At 65.4% G+C, this 26514-nt stretch carries 22 protein-coding genes; 12 read left to right on the top strand and 10 right to left on the bottom strand.

The annotated features are described in order from the left end of the window. Positions 1 to 60: 60 nt before the first annotated feature. From ON44_RS11570 to ON44_RS46670, 3 genes are all read left to right on the top strand, one after another. Positions 61 to 1458, top strand: coding sequence for an SPFH domain-containing protein (locus ON44_RS11570; protein ID WP_040688979.1), 1398 nt, complete (start codon positions 61 to 63; stop codon positions 1456 to 1458). A 127-nt stretch (positions 1459 to 1585) separates the two neighbouring features. Beyond that, the gene (locus ON44_RS11575) at positions 1586 to 3130 is read left to right on the top strand and encodes a phospholipase C (protein WP_040688983.1); all 1545 of its coding nucleotides are present in this window, start codon (positions 1586 to 1588) and stop codon (positions 3128 to 3130) included. A 21-nt stretch (positions 3131 to 3151) separates the two neighbouring features. Further along, complete coding sequence (locus tag ON44_RS46670; protein WP_051181902.1) at positions 3152 to 3784, top strand: TetR/AcrR family transcriptional regulator; 633 nt, start codon at positions 3152 to 3154, stop codon at positions 3782 to 3784. Here ON44_RS46670 and ON44_RS11585 read toward each other — a convergent pair. Together ON44_RS11585 and ON44_RS50110 are read right to left on the bottom strand one after the other, a co-directional pair. After that, entirely contained in the window at positions 3771 to 6011 is a 2241-nt protein-coding gene (locus ON44_RS11585) for an MMPL family transporter (RefSeq protein WP_040688984.1), read from the bottom strand. The two genes, ON44_RS46670 and ON44_RS11585, sit on opposite strands and share 14 nt — an antisense overlap. Before the next feature lie 178 nt (positions 6012 to 6189). After that, positions 6190 to 6402, bottom strand: coding sequence for a hypothetical protein (locus tag ON44_RS50110; protein WP_040688985.1), 213 nt, complete (start codon positions 6400 to 6402; stop codon positions 6190 to 6192). 296 nt (positions 6403 to 6698) lie between these two features. Here ON44_RS50110 and coaE point away from each other — a divergent pair, with 296 nt between their 5' ends. Next, positions 6699 to 7910: a dephospho-CoA kinase gene (gene coaE, locus ON44_RS11595; RefSeq protein WP_040688987.1), complete on the top strand. Its 1212-nt coding sequence runs from the start codon at positions 6699 to 6701 to the stop codon at positions 7908 to 7910. Between the two features lie 9 nt (positions 7911 to 7919). On the opposite strand, the gene ON44_RS11600 is transcribed toward coaE, so the two are convergent. After that, positions 7920 to 8444, bottom strand: a complete 525-nt coding sequence (locus ON44_RS11600; RefSeq protein ID WP_040688989.1) for a ribonuclease FAU-1 family protein — start codon at positions 8442 to 8444, stop codon at positions 7920 to 7922. 69 nt (positions 8445 to 8513) lie between these two features. Further along, positions 8514 to 9158 (bottom strand): ribonuclease FAU-1 family protein, encoded by a 645-nt coding sequence (locus ON44_RS11605; protein ID WP_085998520.1) that lies wholly within the window; start codon positions 9156 to 9158, stop codon positions 8514 to 8516. A 273-nt stretch (positions 9159 to 9431) separates the two neighbouring features. Between ON44_RS11605 and uvrB the strand changes: the two genes are divergently transcribed. Next, a complete protein-coding gene (gene uvrB / locus ON44_RS11610) occupies positions 9432 to 11615 on the top strand; it encodes an excinuclease ABC subunit UvrB (RefSeq protein ID WP_040689131.1) in 2184 nt (727 codons plus the stop codon). A 38-nt stretch (positions 11616 to 11653) separates the two neighbouring features. Here uvrB and ON44_RS11615 read toward each other — a convergent pair whose 3' ends face one another. Then, the gene (locus ON44_RS11615) at positions 11654 to 12133 is read right to left on the bottom strand and encodes a VOC family protein (RefSeq protein ID WP_040688990.1); all 480 of its coding nucleotides are present in this window, start codon (positions 12131 to 12133) and stop codon (positions 11654 to 11656) included. A gap of 53 nt (positions 12134 to 12186) precedes the next feature. On the opposite strand from ON44_RS11615, the gene ON44_RS11620 reads away from it, so the two are divergent. From ON44_RS11620 to ON44_RS11630, 3 genes are all read left to right on the top strand, one after another. Continuing rightward, positions 12187 to 13068 (top strand): helix-turn-helix domain-containing protein, encoded by an 882-nt coding sequence (locus ON44_RS11620; RefSeq protein WP_245567109.1) that lies wholly within the window; start codon positions 12187 to 12189, stop codon positions 13066 to 13068. 79 nt (positions 13069 to 13147) lie between these two features. Continuing rightward, entirely contained in the window at positions 13148 to 13564 is a 417-nt protein-coding gene (locus ON44_RS11625; protein WP_040689134.1) for a DoxX family protein, read from the top strand. Between the two features lie 467 nt (positions 13565 to 14031). Next, the gene (locus tag ON44_RS11630; RefSeq protein WP_040688991.1) at positions 14032 to 14484 is read left to right on the top strand and encodes a universal stress protein; all 453 of its coding nucleotides are present in this window, start codon (positions 14032 to 14034) and stop codon (positions 14482 to 14484) included. A 54-nt stretch (positions 14485 to 14538) separates the two neighbouring features. Here the strand turns inward: ON44_RS11630 and ON44_RS11635 are convergent, their stop codons facing one another. The 3 genes from ON44_RS11635 to ON44_RS11645 all read right to left on the bottom strand — a co-directional run bounded on the left by ON44_RS11635 (position 14539) and on the right by ON44_RS11645 (position 18685). Beyond that, positions 14539 to 16920, bottom strand: coding sequence for a HelD family protein (locus ON44_RS11635; RefSeq protein ID WP_051181903.1), 2382 nt, complete (start codon positions 16918 to 16920; stop codon positions 14539 to 14541). A gap of 84 nt (positions 16921 to 17004) precedes the next feature. Further along, a complete protein-coding gene (locus ON44_RS11640) occupies positions 17005 to 17343 on the bottom strand; it encodes an antibiotic biosynthesis monooxygenase family protein (protein WP_040688993.1) in 339 nt (112 codons plus the stop codon). Positions 17344 to 17353: 10 nt separating this feature from the next. Further along, positions 17354 to 18685: a diguanylate cyclase domain-containing protein gene (locus tag ON44_RS11645; protein ID WP_040688997.1), complete on the bottom strand. Its 1332-nt coding sequence runs from the start codon at positions 18683 to 18685 to the stop codon at positions 17354 to 17356. 260 nt (positions 18686 to 18945) lie between these two features. On the opposite strand from ON44_RS11645, the gene ON44_RS11650 reads away from it, so the two are divergent. After that, positions 18946 to 20091, top strand: a complete 1146-nt coding sequence (locus tag ON44_RS11650) for a beta-ketoacyl synthase N-terminal-like domain-containing protein (protein WP_040688998.1) — start codon at positions 18946 to 18948, stop codon at positions 20089 to 20091. A 6-nt stretch (positions 20092 to 20097) separates the two neighbouring features. Here the strand turns inward: ON44_RS11650 and ON44_RS11655 are convergent, their stop codons facing one another. Then, positions 20098 to 21837: a sensor histidine kinase gene (locus tag ON44_RS11655; protein WP_040689000.1), complete on the bottom strand. Its 1740-nt coding sequence runs from the start codon at positions 21835 to 21837 to the stop codon at positions 20098 to 20100. Positions 21838 to 21975: 138 nt separating this feature from the next. Here ON44_RS11655 and ON44_RS11660 point away from each other — a divergent pair, with 138 nt between their 5' ends. Further along, positions 21976 to 22764, top strand: a complete 789-nt coding sequence (locus tag ON44_RS11660; protein ID WP_040689001.1) for a sigma 54 modulation/S30EA ribosomal C-terminal domain-containing protein — start codon at positions 21976 to 21978, stop codon at positions 22762 to 22764. Here ON44_RS11660 and ON44_RS11665 read toward each other — a convergent pair. Beyond that, positions 22761 to 23393 (bottom strand): response regulator, encoded by a 633-nt coding sequence (locus ON44_RS11665; RefSeq protein WP_040689002.1) that lies wholly within the window; start codon positions 23391 to 23393, stop codon positions 22761 to 22763. The two genes, ON44_RS11660 and ON44_RS11665, sit on opposite strands and share 4 nt — an antisense overlap. Positions 23394 to 24026: 633 nt before the next feature. On the opposite strand from ON44_RS11665, the gene ON44_RS11680 reads away from it, so the two are divergent. Next, entirely contained in the window at positions 24027 to 24323 is a 297-nt protein-coding gene (locus ON44_RS11680; RefSeq protein WP_040689008.1) for a hypothetical protein, read from the top strand. Further along, on the top strand, positions 24320 to 26416 hold the full coding sequence (locus ON44_RS11685; protein WP_051181904.1) for an amylo-alpha-1,6-glucosidase: 2097 nt from the start codon (positions 24320 to 24322) through the stop codon (positions 26414 to 26416). Before ON44_RS11680 ends, ON44_RS11685 begins: the two co-directional genes overlap by 4 nt. The last annotated feature ends 98 nt before the right edge of the window (positions 26417 to 26514 follow it).

Consider the following 26514-nt stretch of genomic DNA (forward strand, 5'->3'; position numbering starts at 1 on the left):
GAGCGGCAGTGCACTGAATTCGCCGGGTAGTTCACCGGATTCGCCGGTAGTGTGCCCGGCATGGGGAGCAATCCGGGCAAGAACGATTATCTCGACCAAGTGGTGGCACAGCAGGCGGCCCTGGAGGGGGATCTGCGCACCCGCAAGCCGGTCGCACCCGCGCAAGCGTTCGCCGGAGCACCGGCGGCGCCGGCCGGTCCGGTGCAGCGCGGCGCGATCGCCAAGCGAGCCGATCGAGTCGGACCGACACCGCAGGGCAGCGGACCCGGACCGGTGGAGGTCCGGGTCACCGGATTTTGGCGCTGGCAAACGGTTTTGGTGCCGCCCAATGCCTTTGTCGTGCACACGCGCCGGGGTCGCCGCGAACCGCTGCACATGGGACTCGGAGTGTCGTTCCGGTTCAATCCCGCGACGGACTCGTATCTGGTTGTGCCGGGCGCGATGCAGACGATCCTGATCAACGCCTACTGCATCTGCAGCGAGTTGCAGGGCGTGCTGGTGCAGGGCTATGTGCAGTGGATCATCGAGGATTTCGCCACCGCGTACCGCAAGCTGGACTTCTCCGATGCCGAAGATCCGATGCGGCTGGTCAACATTCAGCTGCGCGAGCAGGCCGAGGCGGCCATCAAGGACAAGGTTTCCACGATGGGTGTGCGCGATGTGCTCAGCGATAAGCAGCCGATCATCGAGGAATTGACCGCGCGGCTGCGAGCTGTCGCCGAGGGCAGCGCCGATCGAAATGCCGAGGCGGACAGCGATCGTGGGCTCGGCCTGCGCATTGTCACGGTGCAGATCAAGGAGGCGGTGGTCAGCTCCTCGACGCTGTGGGAGAACCTGCAGAAGCCCTACCGTAGCGAACAGAACCAGATCGCTCGGCTCGCGGAACTCGCTGCGCAGGAAGTACTTTCGGCTCGCGAAACCGAAGCGGATCGGGTCGCCGAAGAGCGCAGGATCGAGAACGAACGCGAACTGGCCGAACTGCGCGCCCGCAACGAGGCCGCACGATTCGACCGCGAGACGGCGGAACGGTTGCGGCGCACCACCCGCGAGCACGACGACGAGCGCGCGGTCGCCGATCTCGCACAAGGGACCGCGTTGCACGCGCTACGTCTGGAGCGCGAGCAGCACGCCGAGCGGGCCGAAAATCTGCGCAGGAAACTGGAATTGCGACAGCTCGAACTCGATGGCGAAATCGCCGTCGCGGCAAGGCGTTCGCGCGCGGTACACGACGACGCGCTGCTGGATCTGGAACGCGACCGGATTCGGATCGATAACACCAATCAGCGCTCCCCGTCGGCCACGCAAGCGCAACTGGTCGATTCACTGCCCCAGATCGTCGCGCAGTTGCCGACGCCCGCTGAACTGAAGACCTATCAGTTGGGCGGCGATCTATCCGGACTGTCCGCGCTCATCGGCCAGTTGACGCGCGTCCTCGAGACCTGGTCGGCGGGACAATGACTAGTCGGACAATTGACCAACTTTGCCGGGAGGTGTGATCGACTTCGCGGTAGGGTGCATCCGAACATTCGGCACCCGGCTCGACGCAGCCCGTCGGACCTGGCCACGGAGAAAGTGAACACCACGCATGTGCGCAGCGAGTCCGTTCAGCGGTCTCAACCGTAGGCAGTTCCTGGCGAAAGCCGCCGCGGCGGGAGCGGTGGGCGCATTGGCGTCCTGGGCCGATCCGATCATCGAACGCGCCTATGCCGCCGATCCGGCCGGCACCGGCGGCCTCGGCGATATCGAGCATTTCGTGCTGCTCATGCAGGAAAACCGTTCCTTCGACCACTATTTCGGCACCATGTCCGGCGTGCGCGGCTTCGGCGAGGCTTCCAAGGCGTGGCAGCAGTACGGATGGACGCCCGGTGTCGGTCCGACCCCGGACGGCTTCGTGAATCCGTTCCGCCTCGACACCACCCGTGGCGCGACCCTCGACGGTGAATGCATCAACGATCCGGACCACAGCTGGGTTGGTATGCACCGGGCTTGGAACGGCGGCGCCAACGATCAGTGGATGCCGATGTCCATTGCCAGCGTCGGCCCGGCCAACGCACCCGCGGCCATGGGCTACTACCTGCGCGAGGACATTCCGATCCACCACGAACTCGCGGATGCGTTCACCATCTGCGACAACTACCACTGCTCGGTCCTTGGCCCCACGGACCCGAACCGGCTGTACTGGATCAGCGCGACCATCGACCCGGACGGCGTGGCCGGTGGGCCCCTGCTGGAGACGCCTACGCTGATCCCGCAGCACGTCTACAGCTGGCGGACCTACCCGGAGAACCTCTCCGAGGCGGGTGTCAGCTGGAAGGTCTACAACAATCGCGATGTGGGCCCGCTGTCCTCGGTGATCCTGGACGGCATGCTCGGCTGCTTCACGCAATCCTCGGATCCGAGTTCCGAATTGGCTCGGCGCGGTCTTGCGCCGGTGTATCCCAACGACTTTCAGACCGATGTCGCCAACGACACGCTGCCCGCCGTGTCCTGGGTGATTCCCTCGCTGATCAACTGCGAACATCCCGCGTTGCCTGCGGCGTTCGGCGCATACGGCATCGTGCAACTGCTCGATATCCTCACCTCCAATCCGAAGGTGTGGGAGAAGACCGCGCTGATCATCAGCTACGACGAGAACGGCGGCTTCTTCGACCACGTCACCCCGCCGACCGCGCCCGCGGGCACACCGGGCGAATTCGTCACCGTGCCGCTGGATCGGGTGAAGGCGTCGAACGGTATCGCGGGTCCGATCGGTTTGGGCTACCGTGTGCCCGGCCTGGTGATTTCGCCGTACAGCCGCGGCGGGCTGGTCGCCTCGGAGACCTTCGATCACACCTCCCAGCTGCGGCTGCTGGAGACCCGCTTCGGCGTGGAGGTGCCGAATCTGACGCGGTGGCGGCGCAGCGTCACCGGCGATATGACCTCGGCCTTCGATTTCGGCTCGAACCCGGATGCGGCGAAGCCGGTCCTGAGTGATCCGAAGCCGAAGAAGGATGCCGCGATCGCCCAGTGCGGCCCGAATATCGCACTGGGCACCACAAACTCGGGTGTTCCGTATCCGGTGCCGCCCAACCAGATGCCGAGCCAGCAATCCGGCTCCCGGCGCCGTCCGAGTGGCATCGTACGGGGCTAGGTCGCGGGTATTCTTGCCCTGATGTCCGAGTCCGCCGTCGAGTTCACCGGGACCGCCTGGGAACGCAGGAAGATCGAGGCGATGAGCCGCATCCAGCGTGTCGCGCTGGATCTGTTCGATGCGCACGGGTATCGCAATGTGACGGTGGAGCGGGTTGCGGCGGCGGCCGGGGTGTCGCCGAGTTCGGTGTACCGGTACTTCGGCACCAAGGAGATGCTTGTCCTCTACGACGAGGCCGATCCGCGGGTACTCGATGTGCTGCGGACGGCCGGCGGTGGCGAGACCGTCGAACCGGCCGAGCTCATCCGCGTCGCGCGTTTGATCGTGCCGGTGCTGATCGAATCGCTGCTGACGGCCGAATCGGAGCGGCGGATCCGCAGGCGGCTGCGGTATGTCGCGACGATCCCGGAGATCAAGGACGGGCAGACCAGGCAGATGCGAGATATGGCCGACCAATTCCGGGTGCTGTTCGCCGAACGGATCGGCCGCGACGCCGACGACCTGACGATCGGGATCGCCGCGGCCTTCGGTGTGTGGGGATGTGTCGCGGCCCTGGACCATTGGGCCGCCGGGGATTTCACCGAACCGCTGAAGGATGTCTACGCCAAAGCAATCGGCTCGATCATCGATTCGATCGAGGTCATGTTTCGCTAGTCGCGGCCGTTTCCGCCGTGCGCCCGCCGATGCGCGGCAGCCACCAGTTCCACCGGCCGAACAACTGCATGAAGGCGGGCACCAGCACCAGCCGGACCAGCAGTGCATCGATGGTGATGGCCACGGCGAGCGCGAATCCGATCTGCTTCAGCTCCAACACATTCGCGGTCAGGAAGCTCGCGAAAACGGCGACCATGATCGCGGCCGCCGCGGTGATCGGCCGGGCAGTGCGTTGCAGTCCATCCGCGACCGCGGCGGTATTGTCGCCGGTTGTGTCCCAGTGTTCCTTCATCCGCCGGATCAGGAATACCTCGTAATCCATGGATAGGCCGAACAATACGGCGAATACCAGCATCGGTAGATACACCTGCAGGAATCCGGTGCTGTGGAAGCCGAATGCGGATTCGCCGACCCCGTGCTGGAATACCGCGACGGTCAGTCCGAGTGCGGCGCCGGTGGCCAGCAGGTTGAGCAGTATTGCCTTGAGTGCCAAGACAATACTGCGGAATGCCACGATCAGGAATGCCAGCGATACCGTCAATACGAGCGTGATCACCCAGGGAAAGCGGGCGGTAATCCGGTGCGACACATCGGCGAACGCCGCCGACGTGCCGCCGACTCGAATTTCGACACCGTCGAGAGCCGTTGCACGAGTGCGGATATCGGAGACCACGTCGGTGGCGGCGGTCGAGTCGAAGGCGGCCTTTGGCACCACGACGGCCAGCACCCGGCCGTCGGACTGCTGCGGCAGCACCGTGGCGATGCGCGGGTCGCGGGATAGTTCGGCGATGAATCGATTGGCATCGGAACGGGTTTCGTCACCGAGCGGCCCGCTGTCCGGGCCGGTGGCGATCACCTCGATCGGCGCGAGCAGCCCGGGACCGAAGTTGTCCTCGACGAGTTCGGTCGCCTGACCCGTCGGTCGATCCGCCAATGACGTGAGGCCCATATCGACGCCGTAGCGGATGCCGGTGATCGGGGCCGCCGCGACCAGTAGCAGACCGACCCCGATCGCGCCGAAGAGCACAGGGCGGCCCATGACGGTATGTGCCCACCGCGCCCACGCGCTCGAGGCCGCCGCGGACCGGACCTCGGCGGGCCGCAGCCGGACCGGCAGCGCACCGCGATTCACCGCAGGGCCCAGCGTGGCCAGCAGCGCGGGCAGCAGGGTGAAGGCCGCGATCAGCGTGGCGATGACGGCCACCACCACACCGATCGCGACACCGTTCAGCATCGGCAGCCCGACCACCGACAGCGCGCACAGCGAGATCATCACGATGAATCCCGAGGCCAGAATGGTGCGGCCGGTCGTATCGATCGCCGTGCCCACGGCCGCCGCGATGGCCTGCGTCAATCGTCGATCGCGCACTCCGTGCCGGGTCAACTCCTCGTTGAATCGGCTCACGATGAACATCGCGTAGTCGATCGCGGTGCCGGTGGCGATCATCGTGGCCACCGAGAGCACCAGCGAATCGAAGGTCAGAAAGGTGGTCAGGCCGAAGAGTGCGCCCACGGCCACCGCGATGCCCGCCGCCGTGACCGCAATGGGCAGGGTGGCCGCGACCACCGCACCGAGGGCAAGTACCAGCACCGCGGTCGCCACGGGCAGGCCGATGGCCTCGGCGCGTTGCATATCGGCGGTCTCGATTTCGATGAGATCGGCCTGTGCGGGCGCGAACCCGGTGATCATGACCTCGGCGCCCGAGCCCGATGCGGCAGCCAATTCGGACTTCAGTTGTCGGGCGATCGCGACGCGCTCCGGTGTTTCGCCATCGACGCCGACAATGCCGAAGGCGGTGTGCCGATCGGTCGAGATCTGGGCCGCGGCATTGCCTTCGAACGGGCTGATCGCGCCCACCACACCAGCGACGGCACGGGTGGTTGCCAGCGCCTGATCGATCACCGTGCGGAACTCCGGCGTGTCGACGGTGCGCTGCTCGGAATGGAAGACGATGAGGTCCTGTTCGGTGCCGAAGCGCGCGAAGTGTTCGGCGACAAGGTGATCGACGGTCACCGATTCGGATCCGGGGACCGAATAATCGGGCGTGCTGAGGCGGTCGTGCAGTGCCGGATAGGCCGATCCGCACGCGATCGCGAAAAGCAACCAGGCGCCGAGCACGATGCGACGATGGCGGGCCATCAAGACGCCCCATTGGCCGACGGCTCCCAGTTTCCCGGTGCCTGTGGACTCGGGCGGGTCCGTCTTGGTCGCGGTCAGCTGCGTCATTGCCCCTCCACAAGACAACCTGAGAGTCACTCTCAGATATTTTCCGCAATCCTAAGGCGGCTCGCGCATGAAGTGCAAGTGACTGTCAGGAAGTCGGCGGTGGTGACGGCAGCACGAAGTGACCCAACCCCTGATGGGGCTGGGTCACCGGAAGTTTATGGCCAGAAGGCGGCTGGGATCAGCTGGCGGTCGCAGGCGCCCAGTACGCGGTCGCGGCAGCGGAGCGTTTTCGCATGGCCGCGAAGCTGTGCCGGGCGGGGCTGATCAAAGCGGTGAACCACGAACGGCGGTGCTCGGCGAGCGCGGCCGCTACGGCGGGATGCTTGATGCAGTGCATGCCCCCCGCCTTACCCAAGCGGTGGCGACCCGCCTGGTTGATTTTGGTGCCCAATGATGTTCCTTTGCTTGCTGGTACTGGCCTGGATCGCCACGGCGAAGATTAGTCGAACGAAAGTGTTCGGCACAGTATTTTGCACGAGTAATTGCCTCGGCGTGTCGGAAAGTTGTGGTCTGGGGGCGGGAATCGACCGGAAATGTTGCGAGATGGTCTCGGCCTAGTCACGGATCGGGCAAATGGTGTTTCAGATGGTGGAATGTGCGGCGCGAGTGGGTAATCCGGCCGATTGGGTGGATTGCGCGCGCAGGGGGTTGCGTTCGGTCCGACATCGCGGATGCGAGACTGGTCGAATGTTGCGGATCGGCCTCACCGGAGGCATGGGAGCGGGCAAGTCGACGGTGGCGCGGATTCTCGCCGAACTCGGCGCGGTGATCATCGATTCCGATGTGATCGCCAGGGAGGTCGTCGAGCCGGGTTCCGAGGGCCTCACGGCGTTGGTAGCGGCGTTCGGCCCCGACATCCTCGCCGCCGACGGCAGCCTGGATCGGCCTGCGCTGGCGGCCAAGGCATTCGGAAACGACGAGGCCCGTGCGACGTTGAATTCCATTGTCCATCCATTGGTCGGTAAACGAACCGCGGAATTGATTTCGGCCGCGCCAGCGGATGCGATTCTCGTTCAAGATATTCCACTTCTGGTGGAAAACGGTCTCGCGCCGCTGATGAATCTCGTATTGATCGTCGATGTGCCCGCGGAAACTCGGATACGGCGATTGGTGGAATTCCGAAACGTTTCCGAAACGGATGCACGGGCGCGTATTTCGGCGCAGGCCACCGATGAACAGCGCCACGCCGTCGCGGATGTCCTGTTGGACAATAGCGGTGAACCGGGGGCCATTGATTCGGTTGTTCGGCAGTTGTGGAAGCAGCGGTTGGTGCCGTTCGAGGAGAACCTGCGCACGGCGACACCGGCGCGGCGCAAGGAGTTGCGCGTCGTACCCGCGAATCCGGAGTGGGCGGTGCAGGCGCAGCGGCTCATCGCCCGGCTGTGGGTGGCGTGTGGTCCGGCGGCATCGCGAATCGACCACATCGGGTCGACCGCGGTGCCGGAATTGCCCGCCAAGGATGTGATCGACGTGCAGATCACCGTCGCGGATCTGGCGGCCGCCGATGGGCTGCGAGATGCGTTGGGGGCGGCCGGTTTTCCGGTGCGGCCCGATGTCACCGCCGACAATCCGAAGCCGACGGCGGCAGATCCGGCGGGCGGCGATACGGCATTGTGGGCCAAGCGGTTTCACCAGAGTGCCGATCCGGGGCGGTTGGCGAATGTGCATATCCGGGTGGCGGGCTCGCCGGGGCAGGAGTTCGCCCTGCTGTTGCGGGACTGGCTGATTGCCGATGCGGCGGTGCGCGCGGAGTATCTGGAGGTCAAGCGCGAGGCCGAGGCCAAGGCGGCCGGGCTGACCGGTGCGGCGGCGACGCTGGCGTATCTGGATGTGAAGGAACCATGGTTCGACGCTGCCTACCCGCGGGCAGCGGCCTGGCGGGACAGCGTCGAACGCTGAGCGGCGGTACTACAGCCAGGTCAGGGTGATGTCCAGGGTGGCGAGCCAGCGATCGAGCGAGTAGCCGTTGGCGGCGATGCCATCGATCGCGACGGACGCGTGTTCGATGGCGGCCTGGGCTTCGCGCAGGGTGATGAATCCCGCGGTGTGCGCGGCGAGTAACTCGTCCACGTCGAGCAGTTCGATCTCGCGCCCCGACCGCACCACGATATCGAGGTAGTGGTCCACCGACTTCCACTTCTTCGGACCGACCTGGGTGAATTGGCCGAGGTCGAGGTAGTAGTCCTGATCGCGTTGATGGGCGGGGTGATAGTGGAAGATCGTCACCCGAATGGAAAGCCCGGGCAGCAGCCACGATTCGATGTAATGGAACTGCGGATGATCCGAGGTGCGCGCCATGTACAGGCCCCACGGCTCGGTCCAGTACCGCTCGACCGGCCGGACGAAGCCCTTCGGGTCCGTGTTGGTCAGGTCCGCGAGATTGAAGTACTCGACCTTGGGCCTGTGCACGTCCACTGATGGTGCCTGTGTCATGCAAATAGAATCTACCGCCGCTGCCGCGCCGTCGAGTGGTACGGCAGCGGTGGGCAGATCGTCCGGCGGCTACATCCAGGTCAGCGTGATCTCCTTGGTGGCAAGCCAGGGCTCGACCTCGTGTCCGTGCGCGGCCAGGCCCTCCATCGCCTTGGTCGCCCGGTCCAGCGCGTGATGCGCATGCGTCGAATCGATCAGGCCGGCCGAATGGGCGGCCAGCAGATCGTCCACCCCACGCAATTCGGCCGCGCGGGAGTGGCGCACCGCGATCTCGAGGTACTGATCCATCGACTTCCAGCGCTTGGGCTCGATCCGGGTGTACTCGCCGATATGCAGGCAATAGTCCAGGTCGCGGTGATGTCCGGGCTGGTAGTGCACGATCGTCACCCGCAACCAGAGTTCGGGCAGCAGCCAGGTCTCCATGTATTGGATCCGTGGACCACCGACGGTGCGTGCCACGTACAGGCCCCACGGCTCGACGTGCACGCGGTCGATCGGGCGCACGAAACCCTTGGGATCGGTCATGGTCAGCTCGGCGATATTGAAATGTTCGATCTTCGGTCTTAGCTGGGTGGTAGTCATCGGCGATCCCGGTGCAGCGGTGGTGGTGGTTGGCTGGATCAGGGGCGCGACCCCCCGGAAGTCACGCGCAACGTAACCGGCGATACCGGTCACAGCGGGCGCGGCGGCAAGCAATGGAATCAGAGCGCTCATGGCCTCATCCTCATGTCCGACAACCAAATCAGGCTACACCTGCTGCGGCCGGTTCGCCGATGCTGAGAAAACGCCGAATCTCGTTGCGACAACAGACATTAATGTCCGTTTACCTGTCCTATAGGACAGATAACAGATTGCGCATCGGCCCTGGTGCGGGACGGTGCGTCAGATCGCGAAAGGATACGCCGATCGTAATCCGGTGACGAGCCCTTCGGCGGCGGATCCGCGGGGCCGCAGAATCTGTCGGTGCCTGCGCCTAGGCTGGTGACCATGGCATTCGCAACCGAAATCCCGGCGGAAGGCTACGAGGACCGGGGCACCCCGCTGGCGCATTCGGAGTTCCGGCCGGTCGGGGAGATCGAGCGGGCCGATGGGCAGTTCCAGGTCGTCAGCGAACACCGGCCGGCCGGTGATCAGCCTGCGGCCATTGCCGAACTCGAGCGTCGCATCAATGCGGGCGAGCGTGACGTGGTGCTGCTCGGCGCGACCGGCACCGGTAAATCCGCCACCACCGCCTGGCTGATCGAGCGGCTGCAGCGGCCGACGCTGGTGATGGCGCCGAATAAGACGCTCGCCGCGCAGCTGGCCAATGAGCTGCGAGAGATGTTGCCCAACAACGCCGTCGAGTACTTCGTCTCGTACTACGACTACTACCAACCCGAAGCTTACATCGCGCAGACCGATACCTATATCGAGAAGGACAGCTCGATCAACGACGATGTCGAGCGGCTGCGGCATTCGGCCACCTCGAGTCTGCTCTCGCGTCGCGATGTCGTGGTGGTCGCGTCGGTGTCGTGCATCTACGGCCTCGGTACACCGCAGTCGTATCTGGATCGGTCGGTGCAACTGGATGTCGGCACCGAAATCGATCGCGACGCATTCCTGCGGCTGCTGGTCGACGTGCAATACACCCGCAACGACATGTCCTTCACCCGCGGTTCGTTCCGGGTGCGCGGTGACACCGTCGAGATCATCCCGTCCTACGAGGAACTCGCGGTGCGCATCGAATTCTTCGGCGACGAGATCGAGGCGCTGTACTACCTGCACCCGCTCACCGGCGATGTGGTGCGGCAGGTCGATACCGTCCGGATCTTCCCGGCCACGCACTATGTCGCGGGTCCGGAGCGGATGGAGCGTGCGGTTCGCGATATCGAGAAAGAACTCGAGGAGCGGCTGGCCGAGCTGGATCGCCAGGGCAAACTGCTGGAGGCGCAGCGGCTGCGTATGCGCACGCAGTACGACCTCGAGATGATCCGCCAGGTCGGATTCTGCTCGGGTATCGAGAACTACTCGCGTCATATCGACGGGCGTGCGGCGGGGTCCGCACCCGCCACGCTGCTGGATTACTTCCCGGAGGATTTCCTGCTCGTCATCGACGAGTCGCATGTGACCGTTCCGCAGATCGGCGGCATGTACGAGGGCGATATGTCGCGTAAGCGCAATCTGGTCGAGTACGGGTTCCGGCTGCCGTCGGCGATCGACAACCGACCGCTCACCTGGGAGGAGTTCGCCGAGCGGATCGGGCAGGCGGTCTATTTGTCGGCTACTCCGGGGCCGTACGAACTGGGCCAGGCCGGTGGCGAGGTGGTCGAGCAGGTGATCCGGCCGACGGGCCTGGTCGACCCGCAGGTCGTCGTCAAGCCGACCAAGGGCCAGATCGATGATCTGGTGCACGAGATCCGGCTGCGGACCGAGCGTGACGAACGGGTGCTCGTCACCACGCTGACCAAGAAGATGTCCGAAGACCTCACCGACTATCTGCTCGGGCTCGGTGTCCGGGTGCGGTATCTGCATTCGGAGATCGATACGTTGCGCCGGGTCGAGCTGCTGCGACAGCTGCGACTGGGCGAGTACGACGTGCTGGTCGGCATCAACCTGCTCCGCGAAGGTCTCGACCTGCCCGAGGTGTCGTTGGTCGCGATCCTGGACGCGGATAAGGAAGGCTTCCTGCGCAGCAGCACCAGCCTCATCCAGACCATCGGGCGCGCGGCGCGCAATGTCTCCGGTGAAGTGCACATGTATGCGGACAAGATCACCGACTCGATGCAGCACGCGATCGAGGAGACCGAACGCCGCCGGGCCAAGCAGGTCGCCTACAACGAATCGATGGGCCTCGACCCGCAGCCGCTGCGCAAGAAGATCGCCGACATTCTGGATCAGGTGTATCAGGAGGCCGATGACAGCGAGGTGGCCGTCGGCGGTTCCGGTCGCAATGCCAGTCGCGGCCGCCGTGCCCAGGGCGAGCCGGGGCGAGCGGTCAGTGCGGGGGTGTACGAGGGCCGCGACGTCAAGTCCATGCCGCGGGCCGAATTGGCCGATTTGGTCAAGGAACTCACCGCGCAGATGATGAATGCGGCCCGCGAGCTGCAGTTCGAATTGGCCGGTCGGCTGCGGGACGAAATCGCGGACCTGAAGAAGGAACTGCGCGGGATGGATGCCGCGGGGTTGAGTTGAGCGGCGGCGTCTTTCGACGCCGCCGGGCTCGGCATGGCTCAGCTCTGGGTGGCCATCCATTCGTTGACGCGGCGCTCGGCCTCTTCGCGCGAGACGTTCTCGACCTTGGTCAGCACCGCCCAGCGGTGGCCGAAGGGGTCGAGGACGACGCCGAAGCGGTCACCGGTGACGAATGTCTGCGGCTCTTCCGCACTGCGGGCGCCGTTTTCGATGGCCCGCTTGACGACCGCGTCGACATCGGGGCAGTAGTGCACGATCGAGGTATGCACCCATTCGCCATTGGGAGCCAGAACATTGTTGTCCGGAATGGGCATGCCCAGCTGCAGTGTCGAGTCGCCGATCTTCAGTTCGGCGTGTGCGGGCTGGCCGTCGGGGAGATCGTTGCGGCTGATCACCTCGGCCTCGAAGACGTTGGTATAGAACTCGATTGCCTTATTGCCGTCGGGAACGGCCAGGAAGCAGGTGATGGAGTGGTAGCCGTCGGCGATGGGGTTCACGGTATTCGCTGTTTCGCTCATGCCGACAAGCCTCGTCGAGCGTGGCGAGATGGTCTTGTAAGAAAGCGACAGCCGTGACCGGCACAGCCGACGGGCCGGTTGCGGTGCCCGCGCTCGACAATGTGAAGGGCATTCTGCATCCCGACGAGCAGGCAAGACATCGCTCGTTGGCGCGGTTGTCGGCCGGGCCGGAGGTCGGACGGTTCGTCGAGTGGTATTGGTCGGTGCGCTGGGATCTGACCGGTCGGCCGCCGTACTACGCCGAGGTGCTGCCGTTTCCGTGCGTGAATGTCACCTTCGAACGCAGCGAAACCCGCACCGGTGGTTTCGTCAACGGCGTCTGCACCACCAAGTTCGTCCGGGAGCTCAGCGGTATGGGGGAGACCTTCGGCGCACGCTTTCGCGCCGGTGGATTCGGTGCGTTCACCGGACTGGATGTCGGTGCGTTCCGGGATACCGCCGTGCCGCTCACGGACGTGCTGCCCGAGGCGGCCGGCCTGGCCGACCGCGTATTGGCCGAATCCTCGGATATCAAGCGCCGCAGCATAATCGAGGATTTCCTCATCGGCCGAAAGGCCGCGGCAGATCTCAACTACCGACTGGTGCTGCGCATTGTCGACGCCATGGAACAGGACCAAGAACTGACCAGGGTCGATCAGGTCACCGATCGGTTCGATATCCCGATCCGCACATTACAGCGGATTTTCCGGCGCTATGTCGGCGCCGGACCGAAATGGGTGCTGCGCCGATACCGGCTCCAGGACGGAGCCGATCTACTCGCGCGCGGGCGCATCGAAGATCTCGCCGCACTGGCCACCGAGTTGGGTTATTTCGATCAAGCGCATTTCTCGCGGGAGTTCACCGCGGAAGTCGGAATGGCTCCACTGGAATACGCCAAGAATTCGCTACGCTCCCGTAACGAGGTGACTTCGAAGGTCGTCCCGACCAGAATGTAGTTTGCAGGACCGCTCGCGTTCGACCCATTCGAGCACTAATCGGAATCGGCCCTCCACATCGGCGAATGAGGAGTTCGTGATGGATGTCTTGGTCTTGATAGGGCGAGTACTTTTCGTGGTGTTGTTCTTCAGCTCCGCGTACGGGCATTTCACGCAGACCGACGCGATGACCGAATATGCGCGGAGTCGCGGCCTGCCGCAGCCGCGGGCCGCGGTGCTGGCCGGTGGCGTCGTTCTCGCGGTCGGCGGCCTCAGTGTGCTGCTCGGCGTGTGGGCCGACCTCGGGGCATTGCTACTGGTGATCATGCTGGTGCCGACGGCATTCCTGATGCACCAGTTCTGGAAGGAGACCGATCCGCAGGCCCAACAGGGCGAGATGATCCATTTCAACAAGGATCTCGCGCTCGCCGGCGCCGCGCTGATGTTGTTCGCCTTCTTCGCACATGTCGACGAACTCGGATTGACCATCACCGGACCGCTTTTCACCGGTCTGTAGGTGCGACCGGATTTGGGCTGATCGCGCCGATATTGTGAGCCGTATAGACGCCGTCGGCTTTTTCGGGTCGACGGAGCTCCATCGCGGTAACTGTGGAACCGGGTGGATGGCGTCGGCCCGGCCGGGTACGTTCTCACCGGTCCCGGTCGGGCCGACATTGCCAGCGTATAGCGGCCACGGTCGGGTATATGTGATGAATATCCCAGGGGGACAGGAACGTTCGCGTCGGTTGTGATGGATCACAAGTCGCGGACCCGGAATTTAGATCCGCCCTGGTCGCAAAGGCCCTGCGGCATTCGCCGCATCAACCTGTGTCGGTAAACCCAGAACACCCGCAGTGTGATGTGTTGCGATTTCTGCTATTTCCGGCCGATTTGCCGCTATGGTCGACCCCAGTCGCCGCGCTGGTGCCACGACTCCACGTGGCACCGGCGCAGGCACCCGACACCCACATAGTTGGAGGAGAAATGACCGCCTACCGGACCATTGTCGTCGGTACCGATGGCTCGGACTCGTCGTACGTCGCCGTCGACAAGGCCGCTTCGCTGGCCGCGGCCGCGGGTGCGACCCTGGTCGTCGCCTGCGCCTACTACCCGACCGACGATCGCGATGTGGCTGCCGCCGCCGATGTGCTCAAGGACGAGGCCTACCAGGTGCGCGGCTCCGCGCCCACCAGCGAGATCCTGCGCACCGCCCGCGACCGCGCGACCGCCGAAGGCGCCGAGGATATCGTCGAGCGCGCGATCGTCGGTGAGCCCGTCGAATCGCTGCTCGCGCTCGTCAAGGAGGTCGAGGCCGATCTGCTGGTCGTCGGTAACCGCGGCCTGAACACCCTGGCCGGCCGGTTGCTGGGTTCGGTGCCTTCGGATGTGGCGCGCAAGTCCCGCTCCGATGTGCTGATCGTGCACACCGTCAGGTAAGCAGTAAAGCCGAAACGACAGCCGCACATTCCCAGGAATGTGCGGCTGTCGTCGTCAATCCAGTCCGCTGAGCACCGGTGGCAGGTCGCCGGTGTGCACCACACCGAGTCGCTGGGTCGCTCGGGTCAGTGCCACGTACAGGTCGTTCATCCCACGCGGCGATTCGTCGAGGATCCCCTGGGGTTCCACCAGATAGACCGCGTCGAATTCCAGGCCCTTGACCTCGTGCACCGTGAGCACCCGGACGGATTCGCCCGCCAACTCGACGAAGTCCGCGACCATCTCATGCGGTGTGATGACGGCCGTGGTACCGGGACCGGTCTCCGCGGCTACCAATTGCGCTACCGCACTGCGCAATTCGCTCGCATCGACGGCATGGGCGCGGGGCCGCACATCCGTCTCCCGCACCGACCGCGGCACCGACGCGGCCGGATCGATCTCGGCGAGCACATCCGCCGCGACCGCCATGATCTCCGCCGGGGTCCGGTAGTTCACGGTCAACTCGGTGAGCTTCCACCGTTGTGCCACATAGGGTTCCAGCATCCGCTGCCAGGACGATGCACCCGCCGGATCGCCGGTCTGCGCGACGTCGCCGACTACCGTGACCCACCGGTTCGGTATGCGGCGCATCACCATTCGCCAGGCCATCTCCGAAAGTTCCTGCGCCTCATCGATGATCACATGGCCGTAGGTCCAATTGCGGTCACCCGCTGCGCGTTCCGCGGTGGTCTGCCGGTTGCGCACATCCTGACGTTCAGCCAGCTGGCTGGCGTCGATCAGGTCGTAGGCCATCAGGATCTCCGGATCGAGGTCGTCCTCGAGATCCTGTGGCGCGGAACCGGTCAGGATGTCGAGCGCGTCCTGCGCCTCGGCCAGCTGGGCCCGCCAGCGACGGCGGGCGCGTTCGCGTTCCTCGGTGTCGTCGATGCCGAGCAGTTCGGCTAGTTCGTCCAGCAGCGGTGCGTCCGGTGCGCTGAATTCGCCGTTGTCCGAGCGCGCGAGTTCGGCTCGGTCGGCTGGATCCAGACTGCTCGCGGCCCGATCGAGTCGCTTCGGATCGGCCAGTAGATCCGCGAGCACCTCCTGCGGCGACAGGATCGGCCAGAGCTTGCCGATGGCCGCCTGGATCTCCGGATCGGCGCGCATTTCGTCCCGGATCTCGGCGAGATCGGTTCGGCTGAGCAGACTTTCCCTACCCGCCCCGTCGGCTGCGCCTCCTGCCATCCCCCGGTGGCCGCCGGACAGATCCGCGCCCATGGTCTGGGCCAGTTGTTCGGTGAGCGCGTCGATGACCGAGGAGGCGAAGATCGGCCGGGCCAGATTGTGCGGGCGCCGCGAGGAGCGGGCCCGGCCGCGCGCCTTGGTGGCGATCTTGCGATCGAGTGTGACCGGATAGCCGTCGAAGGCAAGCATGATCGGCTCGGACGGCACTTCTTGACGGTCGCGCACCGCCTGCTTGAGGACCTCCAGCATGGCCAGCGAGCCCTTGACCTCACCGGCGCGCAGCGAATCCTCGCGGGTGGCCTTCACTCCCGGGTACAGATCGCCGATGGTGGACAGCAGCACGCCGGTCTCACCGAGCGATGGCAGCACCTGACCGATGTAATCGAGGAAGGTCGCATTCGGGCCGATGATCAGCACACCGCTCTTGGCCAACTGCTGACGGTAGGTGTAGAGCAGGTATGCCGCGCGGTGCAGGGCGACGGCGGTCTTGCCGGTGCCCGGACCGCCCTGGACCACCAGCACGCTCTTGTGCTCGGAGCGAATGATCGCGTCCTGCTCGCTCTGGATGGTCTCGACGATGTCGTTCATATGGCCGGTGCGCGCGGCATTGAGCGCCGAGAGCAGTGCGCTCTCGCTGCCGACCCCGCCCTCGCTATCGGTCACACCGGCAGTCCGAGCGGCGTCGAGGTCCAGGTATTCGTCATTGATGGCCGTGACCCGCCGATTGCGGGACCGGATATGTCGGCGGCGGATCACCCCGTCCGGGGCGGCAGTCGTCGCGAGATAGAACGGACGGGCCAGGGGCGCGCGCCAGTCCAGCAGCAGCGTCTCGTAATCGTCCTTCTCGTCGAGGATGCCGAGCCTGCCGATGTAGCGGTACTCGCCTTCTTGGCCGTCGGCGGCTGCTTGCGGGTCGCCCGAAACGGTACTGCCGTCGAGGTCGATGCGGCCGAAACACAGGCCGTGTTCGGCGGCGTCGTACTTGGCCAGATCTTCGGAATAGAGCTGGCTGAAGGATTCGCGCTCGGTGCGGGCCTGCGGGGTGCCACCGGTTTCCAGCAGCACGGTGCGCAGCCGTTTCGTGGCGTATTCGCGCATATCGTCGAGTCGTTCATAGAGCACGGACAGGTAGGCCTGCTCCAGGTCGATCTCGCGGTTCCGCTCGGGTGTGCCGTCGTGCGCGGCACGATCCTGAGTGAGGCGGTCGGGCAAACTGAACTCCTTGTCACCGCGATGAGCCGGTGCACACGCAGGTCACGGTGCACGCGAACGCCATTGAAAACAGAGTTTTCGAGTCTACTGCCGGTTCGGCGGGCTCGCTGTAACCGCAGGTAGCGGGTCCGTGGCCAGGACCGGCGTGAAATGTTGGACGATGGGGAACGGTTCGTAGAAGTGATGCAGCAGTTGCTTCCAGCGCTGATATCCGGCGGACCCGCGGAAGCCATCAACATGGTCGCTCAACTGTTCCCATCCCACCAGCAGCAAATAGGTGTCCGGCGCCTCGACGCACCGTGACAGCGACAGCGACCGGAAGCCCGGCATACTCTCGATGATCGGCCTGGCCTCGGCGAACGCGGCCTCGAAGGCCGCCGCTTGGGCGGGGCGGACGGGCAACAGCGCGTGTTCGATGATCATGGGAAAACCTTCAGGAAGCGTGCGTGTTATTCGGTCTGCGGCCCAGGCCGGTGCCTTCCCGGTGTCCGGTCGGCTTGGCGCGGTACATCGCCAGGTCGGCGTCGTGCAGCACGGCCTCGGGCGTGCGGTTGTCGCCCTCTGCGAGTTCGGTCACGCCGATCGAGGCGTTCACCTCGATCCGGTGCCCGCGCGCGATGATCGGCTCGGCCATGGTCGAGCGCAGCCGCTCGACCAGCGAGTCGAGATCGACGCGGCGGGTCCGGCCGGACAGCAGCACCAGGAATTCGTCGCCGCCGAGCCGGCCGACCAGATCGGAGCCGCGCAGTGCGCGCTGCAACCGCTGGGCCACGATCTGCAGCACGGTATCGCCGATCGCGTGGCCGAGGGTGTCGTTGATCGCCTTGAAGCCGTCCATGTCGATGAACAGCACCGTCGAGACCGGCAGATCCTCGCTGGCGGCGAGCGCATTGGCGAGCTGGGACAGGATCAGCGAGCGATTGGCCAGTCCGGTCAGCGAATCGTGCGTGGCCTGGAACTCCAATTGCCTTCGACTGGCCCGGAATTCGGTGATGTCGGCGAAGGAGGACACCGCGGGTGAATCCGGATCGCCCGGATTGAGCAGCCGCGAACTGCCGGAGAGCCAGCGGCGCTGGCCGTCGTGGCGGTCGACGCCGAAGATGTATCCGGTGATCGTTTCGCCGGTCGCCAGGGTGCGTGCCACCGGATGTCGGCTCGGCGGCAGCGGCTGGGCATTGGCGTCGAGCAGGATCAGCGGCAGTTCGTCGATGGTGGCGCCGATGAGTTCGCCGGTGCGTTCGTCGGGGCCGAAGATCCGCACGGCCGCAGGATTGGCCGATTCGATGCGGCCGTCCCGGTCGATCACCACCACCCCCTCCTCCAACTGAGAGACCACCGTGGTGAAGTACTGTTCGGCCCGGCGCTGCGCGGCCTCGGCGGCGCGCTGAGCGGTGAGATCATGGATGACCACCTGATAGGCGAGATGGTCGTGCCATGCGGTGAGCACAGAAACCGTCTCGACCGGGACGATCTCGCCGTCGACCCGGATCAGCTCCATTTCGGTGGGATCGGAGGCGGCGCCCGCAGTGGTCAGCTGGCTGATGCGATCCACCATGCCGGGCACCGAATCGGGATGAACGAACCGGGTCAGCGGCTGGCCGATCACCTCGTCGGCGCTGTCGGCGGCCAGCATGCGGGCGGTGGCCTGGTTTGCGTAGACGACGGTGCCGCGCTCGTGCACGACGATCCCGTCCGGGGTGTGTTCGACCAGGGACCGGTAGCGCTGTGCCAGCTGCTCGGCGTCGACTGCGTTGTCCTGATCCACTGGAACCCCCGATCATCGACCCAATCATGGCCATTGGAACATGGGATTATTCTGGTCTCGACGTGTACAAGATCACATCGTCGACGCTATTGCTTCGCGCACAGTCCGGGCAGTCCATCCGCCGCTATCTGGTGATCATTACAGAGCCCGGATTTGTGAACATTTCTCGAGCCGAACGTCGCTTCGGCCCCGGGAGCCGGTGAAGGAGCGATGCCATGCCGGGTACCAACCCGAACAGTCAAGAGCACCATCAAGATCATATGACGATCGCCGGGATCGGTGCGGTCAGCGGGTACGGCTGGGGTCGGGAGGCGCTCTGGCAGGGGCTGCTGAGCGGGAAATCCGCGGCCTCACTACAACCAGGCTACGGCTTCGGCCGCGATGAGCACGCCTGGGTTTCGCTGATTCCCGATGGCGGTGATCCCATGGTGAGCACCAGCATCTACGGGCGTGCCTTGCAGGAGGCGGGTCGCGAGGCGATCGCCGACGCCTCGGCGCGTGGTTGGCGACCGGGCCGCACCGTCGGCCTGCTGCACGCCATCGTGCTCGGCGACGTCGCCAAATGGCGCGACTTCTATCTGATCGATGAGGGGCACCGGCGCTCGCGCGACTACCTGCGACTATTGCCCTCCACACCGATCTCGGTACTACAGCAGGAATTCGGCTTCCACGGGCCATCGATGAATGTCTCGGCGGCGTGCAGTTCGGCGAATGTCGCGCTGATCACCGCCAAACTCTGGCTGCAGTGCGGTGTTGCCGATGACGTGATCTGCGTCGCCACCGATATGTCGGCCACCCCCGAAATGCTCGAGCACTTCGTTCGACTCGGCGCCGCGGTCGGCGATGCCGAACCACTGGCCGCCTGCCGCCCCTTTCAGGAGGGCAGCCGCGGTTTCAGCATGGGTGAGGCGTCGGTCGCCTTCGTCCTCACGCGCTCGGTCGAGCGGCCCTATGCCGCGGTGCTCGGTGGCGGTATGACCAACGACGCCTATCACGTGGTTTCGGTCGATCCCGGGCACACCCAGATCTTCAACTGCGTGCGCCACGCGCTCGCGGACGCTGCTATCGCCCCTGCGGACGTGCGGTATTTCAACGCGCACGGCACCGGCACCCGGCAGTGCGATGTGGCCGAGCGGGATCTGCTGCGGCGGATGTTCGACGACCGCCCGCACGTCTATTCGGTCAAGCCGCTGGCCGGGCACTGCCAGGGCGCGGCGGCCGGTGTCGAGGTGGCCGCGGCGGCGCTGGCCTACGACCGCGGCATCGTGCCCGCCGCACCGATCGTCGCACCCGCCTACGAGCGACTATTGGACGGGCCGACGCGCTTCGAGGGCGGGATCACGGTCAAGCTGTCACTCGGCATGGGCGGCAATAATTCGATGGTCGTGCTCGGTCCTGTCGATTGAGCTCACTTACGGGAGCGGCACCGACCAGGATAATTTCGTGCCCGGCATGCCCTCTGATTCGTGCATACCAGCCACCGCGGGGCCGATGGTGAACTGCCCGTCCGACTTCTCGGCCCGCTGCTCCAGATTCCGCAAACCGCTGCGGATCACGTGATTCGGGATGCCCCAGCCGTCATCGGTGACCACGATGATCAGATCATCGGCCACACTGATCTCCACCGAGACGGTCGCCGCGCCGGAATGTCGCACCGCATTGCTCACCGCCTCGCGCACCACCGCCTCTGCGTGATCGGCCAATTCGGCTTCCAGCACCGACAGCGGTCCGCTCACCTGCACGGTGGCCCGCAAGGGCGAATCGGTGGTCTGCTGGCGCACCGCATCCTCGATCCGCTGCTGCAATTCGATGCCGCCGCCATTGCCGCCGTGCAGATCGAAGATGGAGGTGCGGATCTCCTGGACCACCTCCTGCAGATCATTGATGACCGTCGAAAGGTGTTGACGCACTTCGGGTACCTCGGCGCGCGGTACCGCGCTCTGCAGGGTGAGCCCGATGGCGAACAGCCGCTGGATCACATGGTCGTGCAGGTCGCGGGCGATGCGGTCGCGGTCGGCGAGGATATCGAGTTCGCGCATTCTGCGCTGGGTTTCGGCCAGCTGCATGGCCAGCGCGGCCTGGTCGGTGAAGGCGTTGGTCAGCTCGACGAGTTCGTCGGGGTAGGGCGGTGAGCCGATGGGACGCACGGTGACCAGCGTGCCGAGCGTGGCGTCGGGTGTGCACAGCGGCAGGATCAGCGCGGGCCCGACATCGTGCAGTGGGACGCCGAGGTCGATCAGGGCGGCATTGTCGAAGCGCAGCGGTGTGCGGCGAGTGAAGGCCTCGCCCAGTGCGGTGCCGTCGGCATCCACGATCAGTCCGTCGAATCCGCTACCCGGACCGGACCATTGGGTAATGACGAGTTCGGAGACCGCGGCGAGTTGGAGTTGCGGTACCGCGGTGCTGGCGAGGAACGATTGATGCGAGCCGGTCAGGGTGCGCGCATGGTCTACGACGTGGGCGAGCACCAGATCGGGTTCGGTGCCCGCGAGGAATTCGGTGGCGATATCGCGGGTGGCCTCGATCCAGGCCTGTCTGGTGCGCGCCGATTCGTAGAGCCTGGCGTTATCGACCGCGATACCGGCCGCGGCAGCCAGCGCCTGCACGAGTACGTCGTCGTCCTCGGTGAACGGCTGACCATTGGCCTTCTCGGTCAGGTAAAGACTGCCGAAGACCTCGTCGCGAATGCGCACCGGGACGCCGAGGAAGGTGTGCATCGGCGGGTGGTGTTCCGGAAACCCCACGGACGCAGGGTGTTTCGAGAGTTCGTCGAGGCGCAGCGGTTTGGGCTGGCTGAACACCTCGCCGAGTACGCCGTGTCCGGCGGGAAGTCGGCCGATGCGCTCCCGGATGGTGTCGTCCATGCCCTCGTCGAGGAACTGGGTGACCTGCTGCTCGTGCCCGCGCACGGCCAGCGCGCCGTAGCGGGCGTCGACCAGGCTGGTGGCGGTGTGCACGATGGCGCGCAGCGTTTCATCGAGGTCGAGGCCGGAGGTGACGGTCAGCATCGCCTCGACCAAGCCATCCATCCGGTCGCGTGAATCGATGATCAGCTCGACGCGTTCCTTGACCTCCGACAGCAGCTCCCGGAGCCGAAGTTGCGACAGCGTGTCGCGTACCGAATAGAGGCCGCTGCCCAACTCTTCGGTCATGACGGCATCCTGTTCTGGCAGGCGCGTAACAGCGCCTACGCCAGTCTAGTTGGTCGATCGAGGACTTTCGGCCCTGTTCGCGATGGCGTAGCGGTGATGGCATGGTCGCACACCGGGAATAGAAAGTAGGGATGTCCTATGAATTCGCCGTTGCGTTCGTCGGAGCTGTGGGCCACTGCCGCCGACCCCGAACTTGCCGTGACCACCCGGGGTGCGGTGCCGCCAGCGGATGTGACCAGGGCGGTGCGGGGGATCGGCCGCGTACTGCGCCGGCACCACCTCGACGCAGCGGCACGGGTGCGGGTGACCGCGCCGGTGGATTCGGAAGAACCCACGTTGGTACAGGCCAATATTCGCATACACGACACCCCGACCCGGGTGCAGGTCACCGGTCCGCGCGGCTTCGCGGTGACCTTCGCGGTGGAACGGCTGGACCGGCAGATCGCCCGGCTGGCGACCAAACAGTCACGCGAGTGGCCCGATCCGGCGCGTCCGCCCCTGGCCAGGGTCACCGAACCGCGCCCGATCGTGCGGAGGAAGCACTGCGCGTTGCTGACCGGTACGCCCGCCGAGGCGTTGGCGGTGATGGATGCGATGGATTACGACTCGTACCTGTTCATTGACGCCGAAACCGGTGAGGATGCCCTGGTGAGCTGGGCGGATCCGCTGGGTGTCCGGCTAACCAGGCAGCGCAGCACACACCCGCCGCAGGCTCCGGCGCAGCGGCCGCTCACGGTGAATTCCCTACCCCTGATCATGGATTCGGATCCGGCGCCGGTCCTGATCGAAGAGGCGGCGGTGACCCGGCTGTGCCGCAAGGGGCTGCCGTTCCTGTTCTTCACCGATGCCGACGGCGGCCGCGGCCGCCTGCTGTACCGCCGCTACGACGGGGATCTCACTGTCGTCGTTCCGGTCGAAATCCGCTAGCTGTCACGCAGTTTGGAGGCCAGCACCGCGGCTTGGGTGCGCCGTTCCATGCCGAGTTTGGCCAAAAGCCGGGAGACGTAATTCTTGACGGTCTTCTCCGCCAGGAACATTCGCGCCGCGATTTGTCGATTGGTCAATCCCTCGCCGAGCAGTGCGAGCAGTCGGCGTTCCTGTTCGGTGAGGCCGGCCAGCGGCCCGTCTTTTTCGGTGCTGGAACGTAGCCGGGCCTTGAGTGCCGCCGCCGCGCGGTTATCCAATAGCGAATGTCCGGCGCCGATCTGTTTGATAGCCGCGGCCAATTCCATGCCCTTGATGTTCTTGACGACATAGCCGCTCGCGCCCGCCAATATCGCGTCCAACATGGCGTGTTCATCGGTGTAGGACGTCAGGATGAGGCAATGCAAATCGTCGATTTCGGCCAGCAGGTCTCGGCACAGTTCGATGCCGTTGCCGTCGGGAAGTCGGACGTCCAGTACAGCGACATCGGGTCGCAGCGCGTGAATGCCCGCCATAGCGTCGGCGACATCGCCGGCCTGGCCGATCACGGTGAGTTCTGGATCGCTCTCCAGCAGATCGACGAGGCCGCGCCGGACGATCTCGTGGTCGTCGACGAGGAACACTGTGATCACGCGACCTCCTGTGCGGTGCAGGGGATCTCGTGCGGCCCCCGGCGTTTGGTCCTACCCGACAAGGTATCGCTCGGCGGGCCACATCGGTATGTCGGGAACGACAATTTCGAGTAATGGCGACTCGAATTTACCGACGAACGCTATCGAAACACCGAGAGAAACCGACCGCTTGAATGGCATTGTGCGAATCAGGGTTCCAGGTATGCTGAGGCCGAAGTCATTCATAGCGGTCTTTGGTAGCGCGGCCTTGGAGGGCCCCATGCATAGGTATGTCGAACAATGACATATTCAGCGACGCTCGATTTCGGCAATATTTTCGGTCCGCCGCGGAGCTGTCCCGATTGTGGTTCGCATGCTATCGGCACCTTCGTCGACCACCGGGACGCCCTGTTCCGGTGCCGGGAATGCGGCGTGCAATGGCGCTTCGCACATGGCCGCGCCATTCGGGAGTTCCCCGCTATCGATCCCCAGCCGGGACCCGAAGAAGCGTGGACGTGTCCATGAAGATCGGGCTGATCGTGCCGCCGTGAGTGCCCGCACCGGTGGCTACGTCGTCTTCGCCGGCCGGACGAATGCGGAGAACGGCTGCATCGGGCGGTCCGGATGGCCCGGCTGGCGCGCCGAAAACTGGTGATGATCACCAAGATCCGCGAACCGGAGCAGTGGCGCTACTACACTGAGCAGGTGCGTCCACTGATGGGAGCCGACGACCCCGAACCTCGCGAGGAGCCACTGGCGCCTCCGGTAGAGCCGGTGCGGCACGGCGATGCGCCGGACCGGATCGCCACCATCGATCACCGGGTCCGCCACCAGACCGCGCAGCGCCGGTTCGACCGCCCGCGGATGGCTCGCGACCACGAACGGCTGTATCGATGCATCCAGACCGGTGAGCGGACGACCCGGGCCATGTTGCCCACGCCGGTCGCTTGACGAGCCCCTGGGGTGACGGCACCGATCCCGGGGCACCACGAGCGGTCGCCGGGGTCACCTTGGTCGAGGGCTCGACCTTCTGCATCAGCGAGGACGGCGGTGTTATCAGTCCGAATCGTGCCGAGGGATTGTTCGTGCGCGATACCAGGGTGCTGTCACGGTGGCGGCTGACCGTCGACGGATTGGCGCCGCAACCGCTCACCGTCCAGCACACCGATCCCTACAGCGCGACGCTGCTGGCCAGGACGCCGCCGCAGCCCGGCCGCGCCGACAGCACGGCATTGGTGACCGTCGCGCGGTATGTCGGCGACGGTATGCGCGAGGACGTGACCGTCCGCAATCTCTCCGGTGCGGCGATCAGCTGTGTGGTCGTGCTGGAACTCGATGCCGATTTCGCCGATCTGTTCGAGGTCAAGGAGGGGCGGATCGGCAACAGCGTGGTGGTCACCAAGAGCAAGTCGACAGCGGGCACGGTCGAGATCAGCCGGACCGATCTGCCGCTGGCGGTGACGGTGACCGCCGCGGGGGCGACCGCGGTCGATCGCGAATTGCGGTGGCAGGTCGATTTGCCCGGGCGCGGGGAATGGTCGGTGTGCATCCAGTACCAGCCGACGCTCGGCTCGGTGGTGACGCCGCGGCATCAGTGCGGGAACCCGATCTCGCACAGCGCGCCCGCACTGCGGATGCGCGAATGGTACGAGAATTCGCCGTCGGTGCAGACCGACGATCAGACGCTCGCCGCGGTCTTGCGGCGCGCCGTCGTCGATCTCGGCGCACTGCGCATCTTCGATCCGGGGCATCCCGAGCGGGCGGTGGTCGCCGCGGGCGCGCCGTGGTTCATGGCGCTGTTCGGGCGGGACTCGCTACTCACCTCGTGGATGGTGTTGCCGCTGGACCGGCGGCTGGCCGTCGGCACGCTGCAGAGTCTGGCGGGTCTGCAGGGCAGCGAGGTGCGCGCCATGACCGAGGAGGAGCCGGGGAAGATACCGCATGAGGTGCGGTTCGGGCGGGCGGTGACATCGCTGCTCGGCGGTGACACCGTGTACTACGGAACCGCCGATGCCACACCGCTTTTCGTGATGTTGCTCGGTGAGTTGCATCGGTGGGGATTGGATGCCGAGACCAGGGACGAACTGCTGCCGCATGCGGATCGGGCGCTGGAGTGGATCGAACACTTCGGTGACGCGGACGGCGACGGATTCGTCGAGTATCAGCGCGCGGCCGAGCATGGTTTGGCGAATCAGGGGTGGAAGGACTCCTGGGACGGGGTGAACTTCGCCGACGGCAGCCTGCCCGAGGCGCCGATCGCGCTGGCCGAGGTGCAGGGATATGTGTACGCCGCGTATGTCGCGCGGGCGGCGCTCGCGGCCGATGTGGGCGACCACTCGACCGCGGATCGGTTCCGCGTCAAGGCGGCCGCATTGAAGGAAGCGTTCAACAAGGCGTTCTGGTTGCCCGAGCACGGTTGGTTCGCCATCGGTCTGGACGGGGACAAGCGGCCGATCGACGCGCTGACTTCGAATATCGGGCACTGCCTGTGGACCGGGATCATCGATGAGGACAAGGCGCGGTCGGTCGCGGATCACCTGCTGTCGCCGGAGATGTTCAGCGGATGGGGTATCCGCACCTTGGCCACCAACATGGGTGCCTACAACCCCGTCAGCTATCACAACGGATCGGTATGGCCGCACGACAACGCGATCTGCGCCGCCGGACTGATGCGCTACGGGTTCACCGAACACGCCAACCGTGTGGTCGACGGGGTGCTCGACGCGTCCACCCGCTTCGGCTACCGACTGCCCGAGCTGTTCAGCGGTTTCGACCGCGCGGAATTCGACGCGCCGGTGCCGTATCCGACCTCCTGCTCACCGCAGGCGTGGGCGTCGGCGGCGCCGCTGCTTTTCATGCGGAGCATGTTGCGGTTGGAGCCGGGCACCGGGTCGGCGTCGGTCGCGCCCGCGGTGCCGGATCGGTACCTGCCCCTGCGGGTGAGCGGGGTCCGGGTGGGGTCGGATGTGCTCACCGTCACCGTGGACAATGGGGGCTGGCAGCTCAGCGGATTGGCTGGAAAGCTGCGTCGATCCGACTCCTGACCTGGACCGATGACCGGGGAACCCGGCGTGCGACGAAACTTGTCGGTGGGTCGGCCTAGCATGGCGCTGGGGGTATCACGTCTGTTGGACCGACACGA

Source organism: Nocardia vinacea NBRC 16497, from assembly GCF_000308835.1.
In the GTDB taxonomy this organism is placed as follows: Bacteria; Actinomycetota; Actinomycetes; order Mycobacteriales; family Mycobacteriaceae; genus Nocardia; species Nocardia vinacea.

Coding starts and splice junctions, on each gene's coding strand:
- ON44_RS11655 (WP_040689000.1), bottom strand. CDS start 21,837: ATGACCGAAGAGTTGGGCAGCGGCCTCTATTCGGTACGCGACACGCTG.
- ON44_RS11575 (WP_040688983.1), top strand. CDS start 1,586: ATGTGCGCAGCGAGTCCGTTCAGCGGTCTCAACCGTAGGCAGTTCCTG.
- ON44_RS11570 (WP_040688979.1), top strand. CDS start 61: ATGGGGAGCAATCCGGGCAAGAACGATTATCTCGACCAAGTGGTGGCA.
- ON44_RS11585 (WP_040688984.1), bottom strand. CDS start 6,011: ATGACGCAGCTGACCGCGACCAAGACGGACCCGCCCGAGTCCACAGGC.
- ON44_RS11680 (WP_040689008.1), top strand. CDS start 24,027: ATGATCACCAAGATCCGCGAACCGGAGCAGTGGCGCTACTACACTGAG.
- uvrB (WP_040689131.1), top strand. CDS start 9,432: ATGGCATTCGCAACCGAAATCCCGGCGGAAGGCTACGAGGACCGGGGC.
- ON44_RS46670 (WP_051181902.1), top strand. CDS start 3,152: ATGTCCGAGTCCGCCGTCGAGTTCACCGGGACCGCCTGGGAACGCAGG.
- ON44_RS11625 (WP_040689134.1), top strand. CDS start 13,148: ATGGATGTCTTGGTCTTGATAGGGCGAGTACTTTTCGTGGTGTTGTTC.
- ON44_RS11650 (WP_040688998.1), top strand. CDS start 18,946: ATGACGATCGCCGGGATCGGTGCGGTCAGCGGGTACGGCTGGGGTCGG.
- ON44_RS11640 (WP_040688993.1), bottom strand. CDS start 17,343: ATGATCATCGAACACGCGCTGTTGCCCGTCCGCCCCGCCCAAGCGGCG.
- ON44_RS11600 (WP_040688989.1), bottom strand. CDS start 8,444: ATGACACAGGCACCATCAGTGGACGTGCACAGGCCCAAGGTCGAGTAC.
- ON44_RS11615 (WP_040688990.1), bottom strand. CDS start 12,133: ATGAGCGAAACAGCGAATACCGTGAACCCCATCGCCGACGGCTACCAC.
- ON44_RS11660 (WP_040689001.1), top strand. CDS start 21,976: ATGAATTCGCCGTTGCGTTCGTCGGAGCTGTGGGCCACTGCCGCCGAC.
- ON44_RS11630 (WP_040688991.1), top strand. CDS start 14,032: ATGACCGCCTACCGGACCATTGTCGTCGGTACCGATGGCTCGGACTCG.
- coaE (WP_040688987.1), top strand. CDS start 6,699: ATGTTGCGGATCGGCCTCACCGGAGGCATGGGAGCGGGCAAGTCGACG.
- ON44_RS11605 (WP_085998520.1), bottom strand. CDS start 9,158: ATGAGCGCTCTGATTCCATTGCTTGCCGCCGCGCCCGCTGTGACCGGT.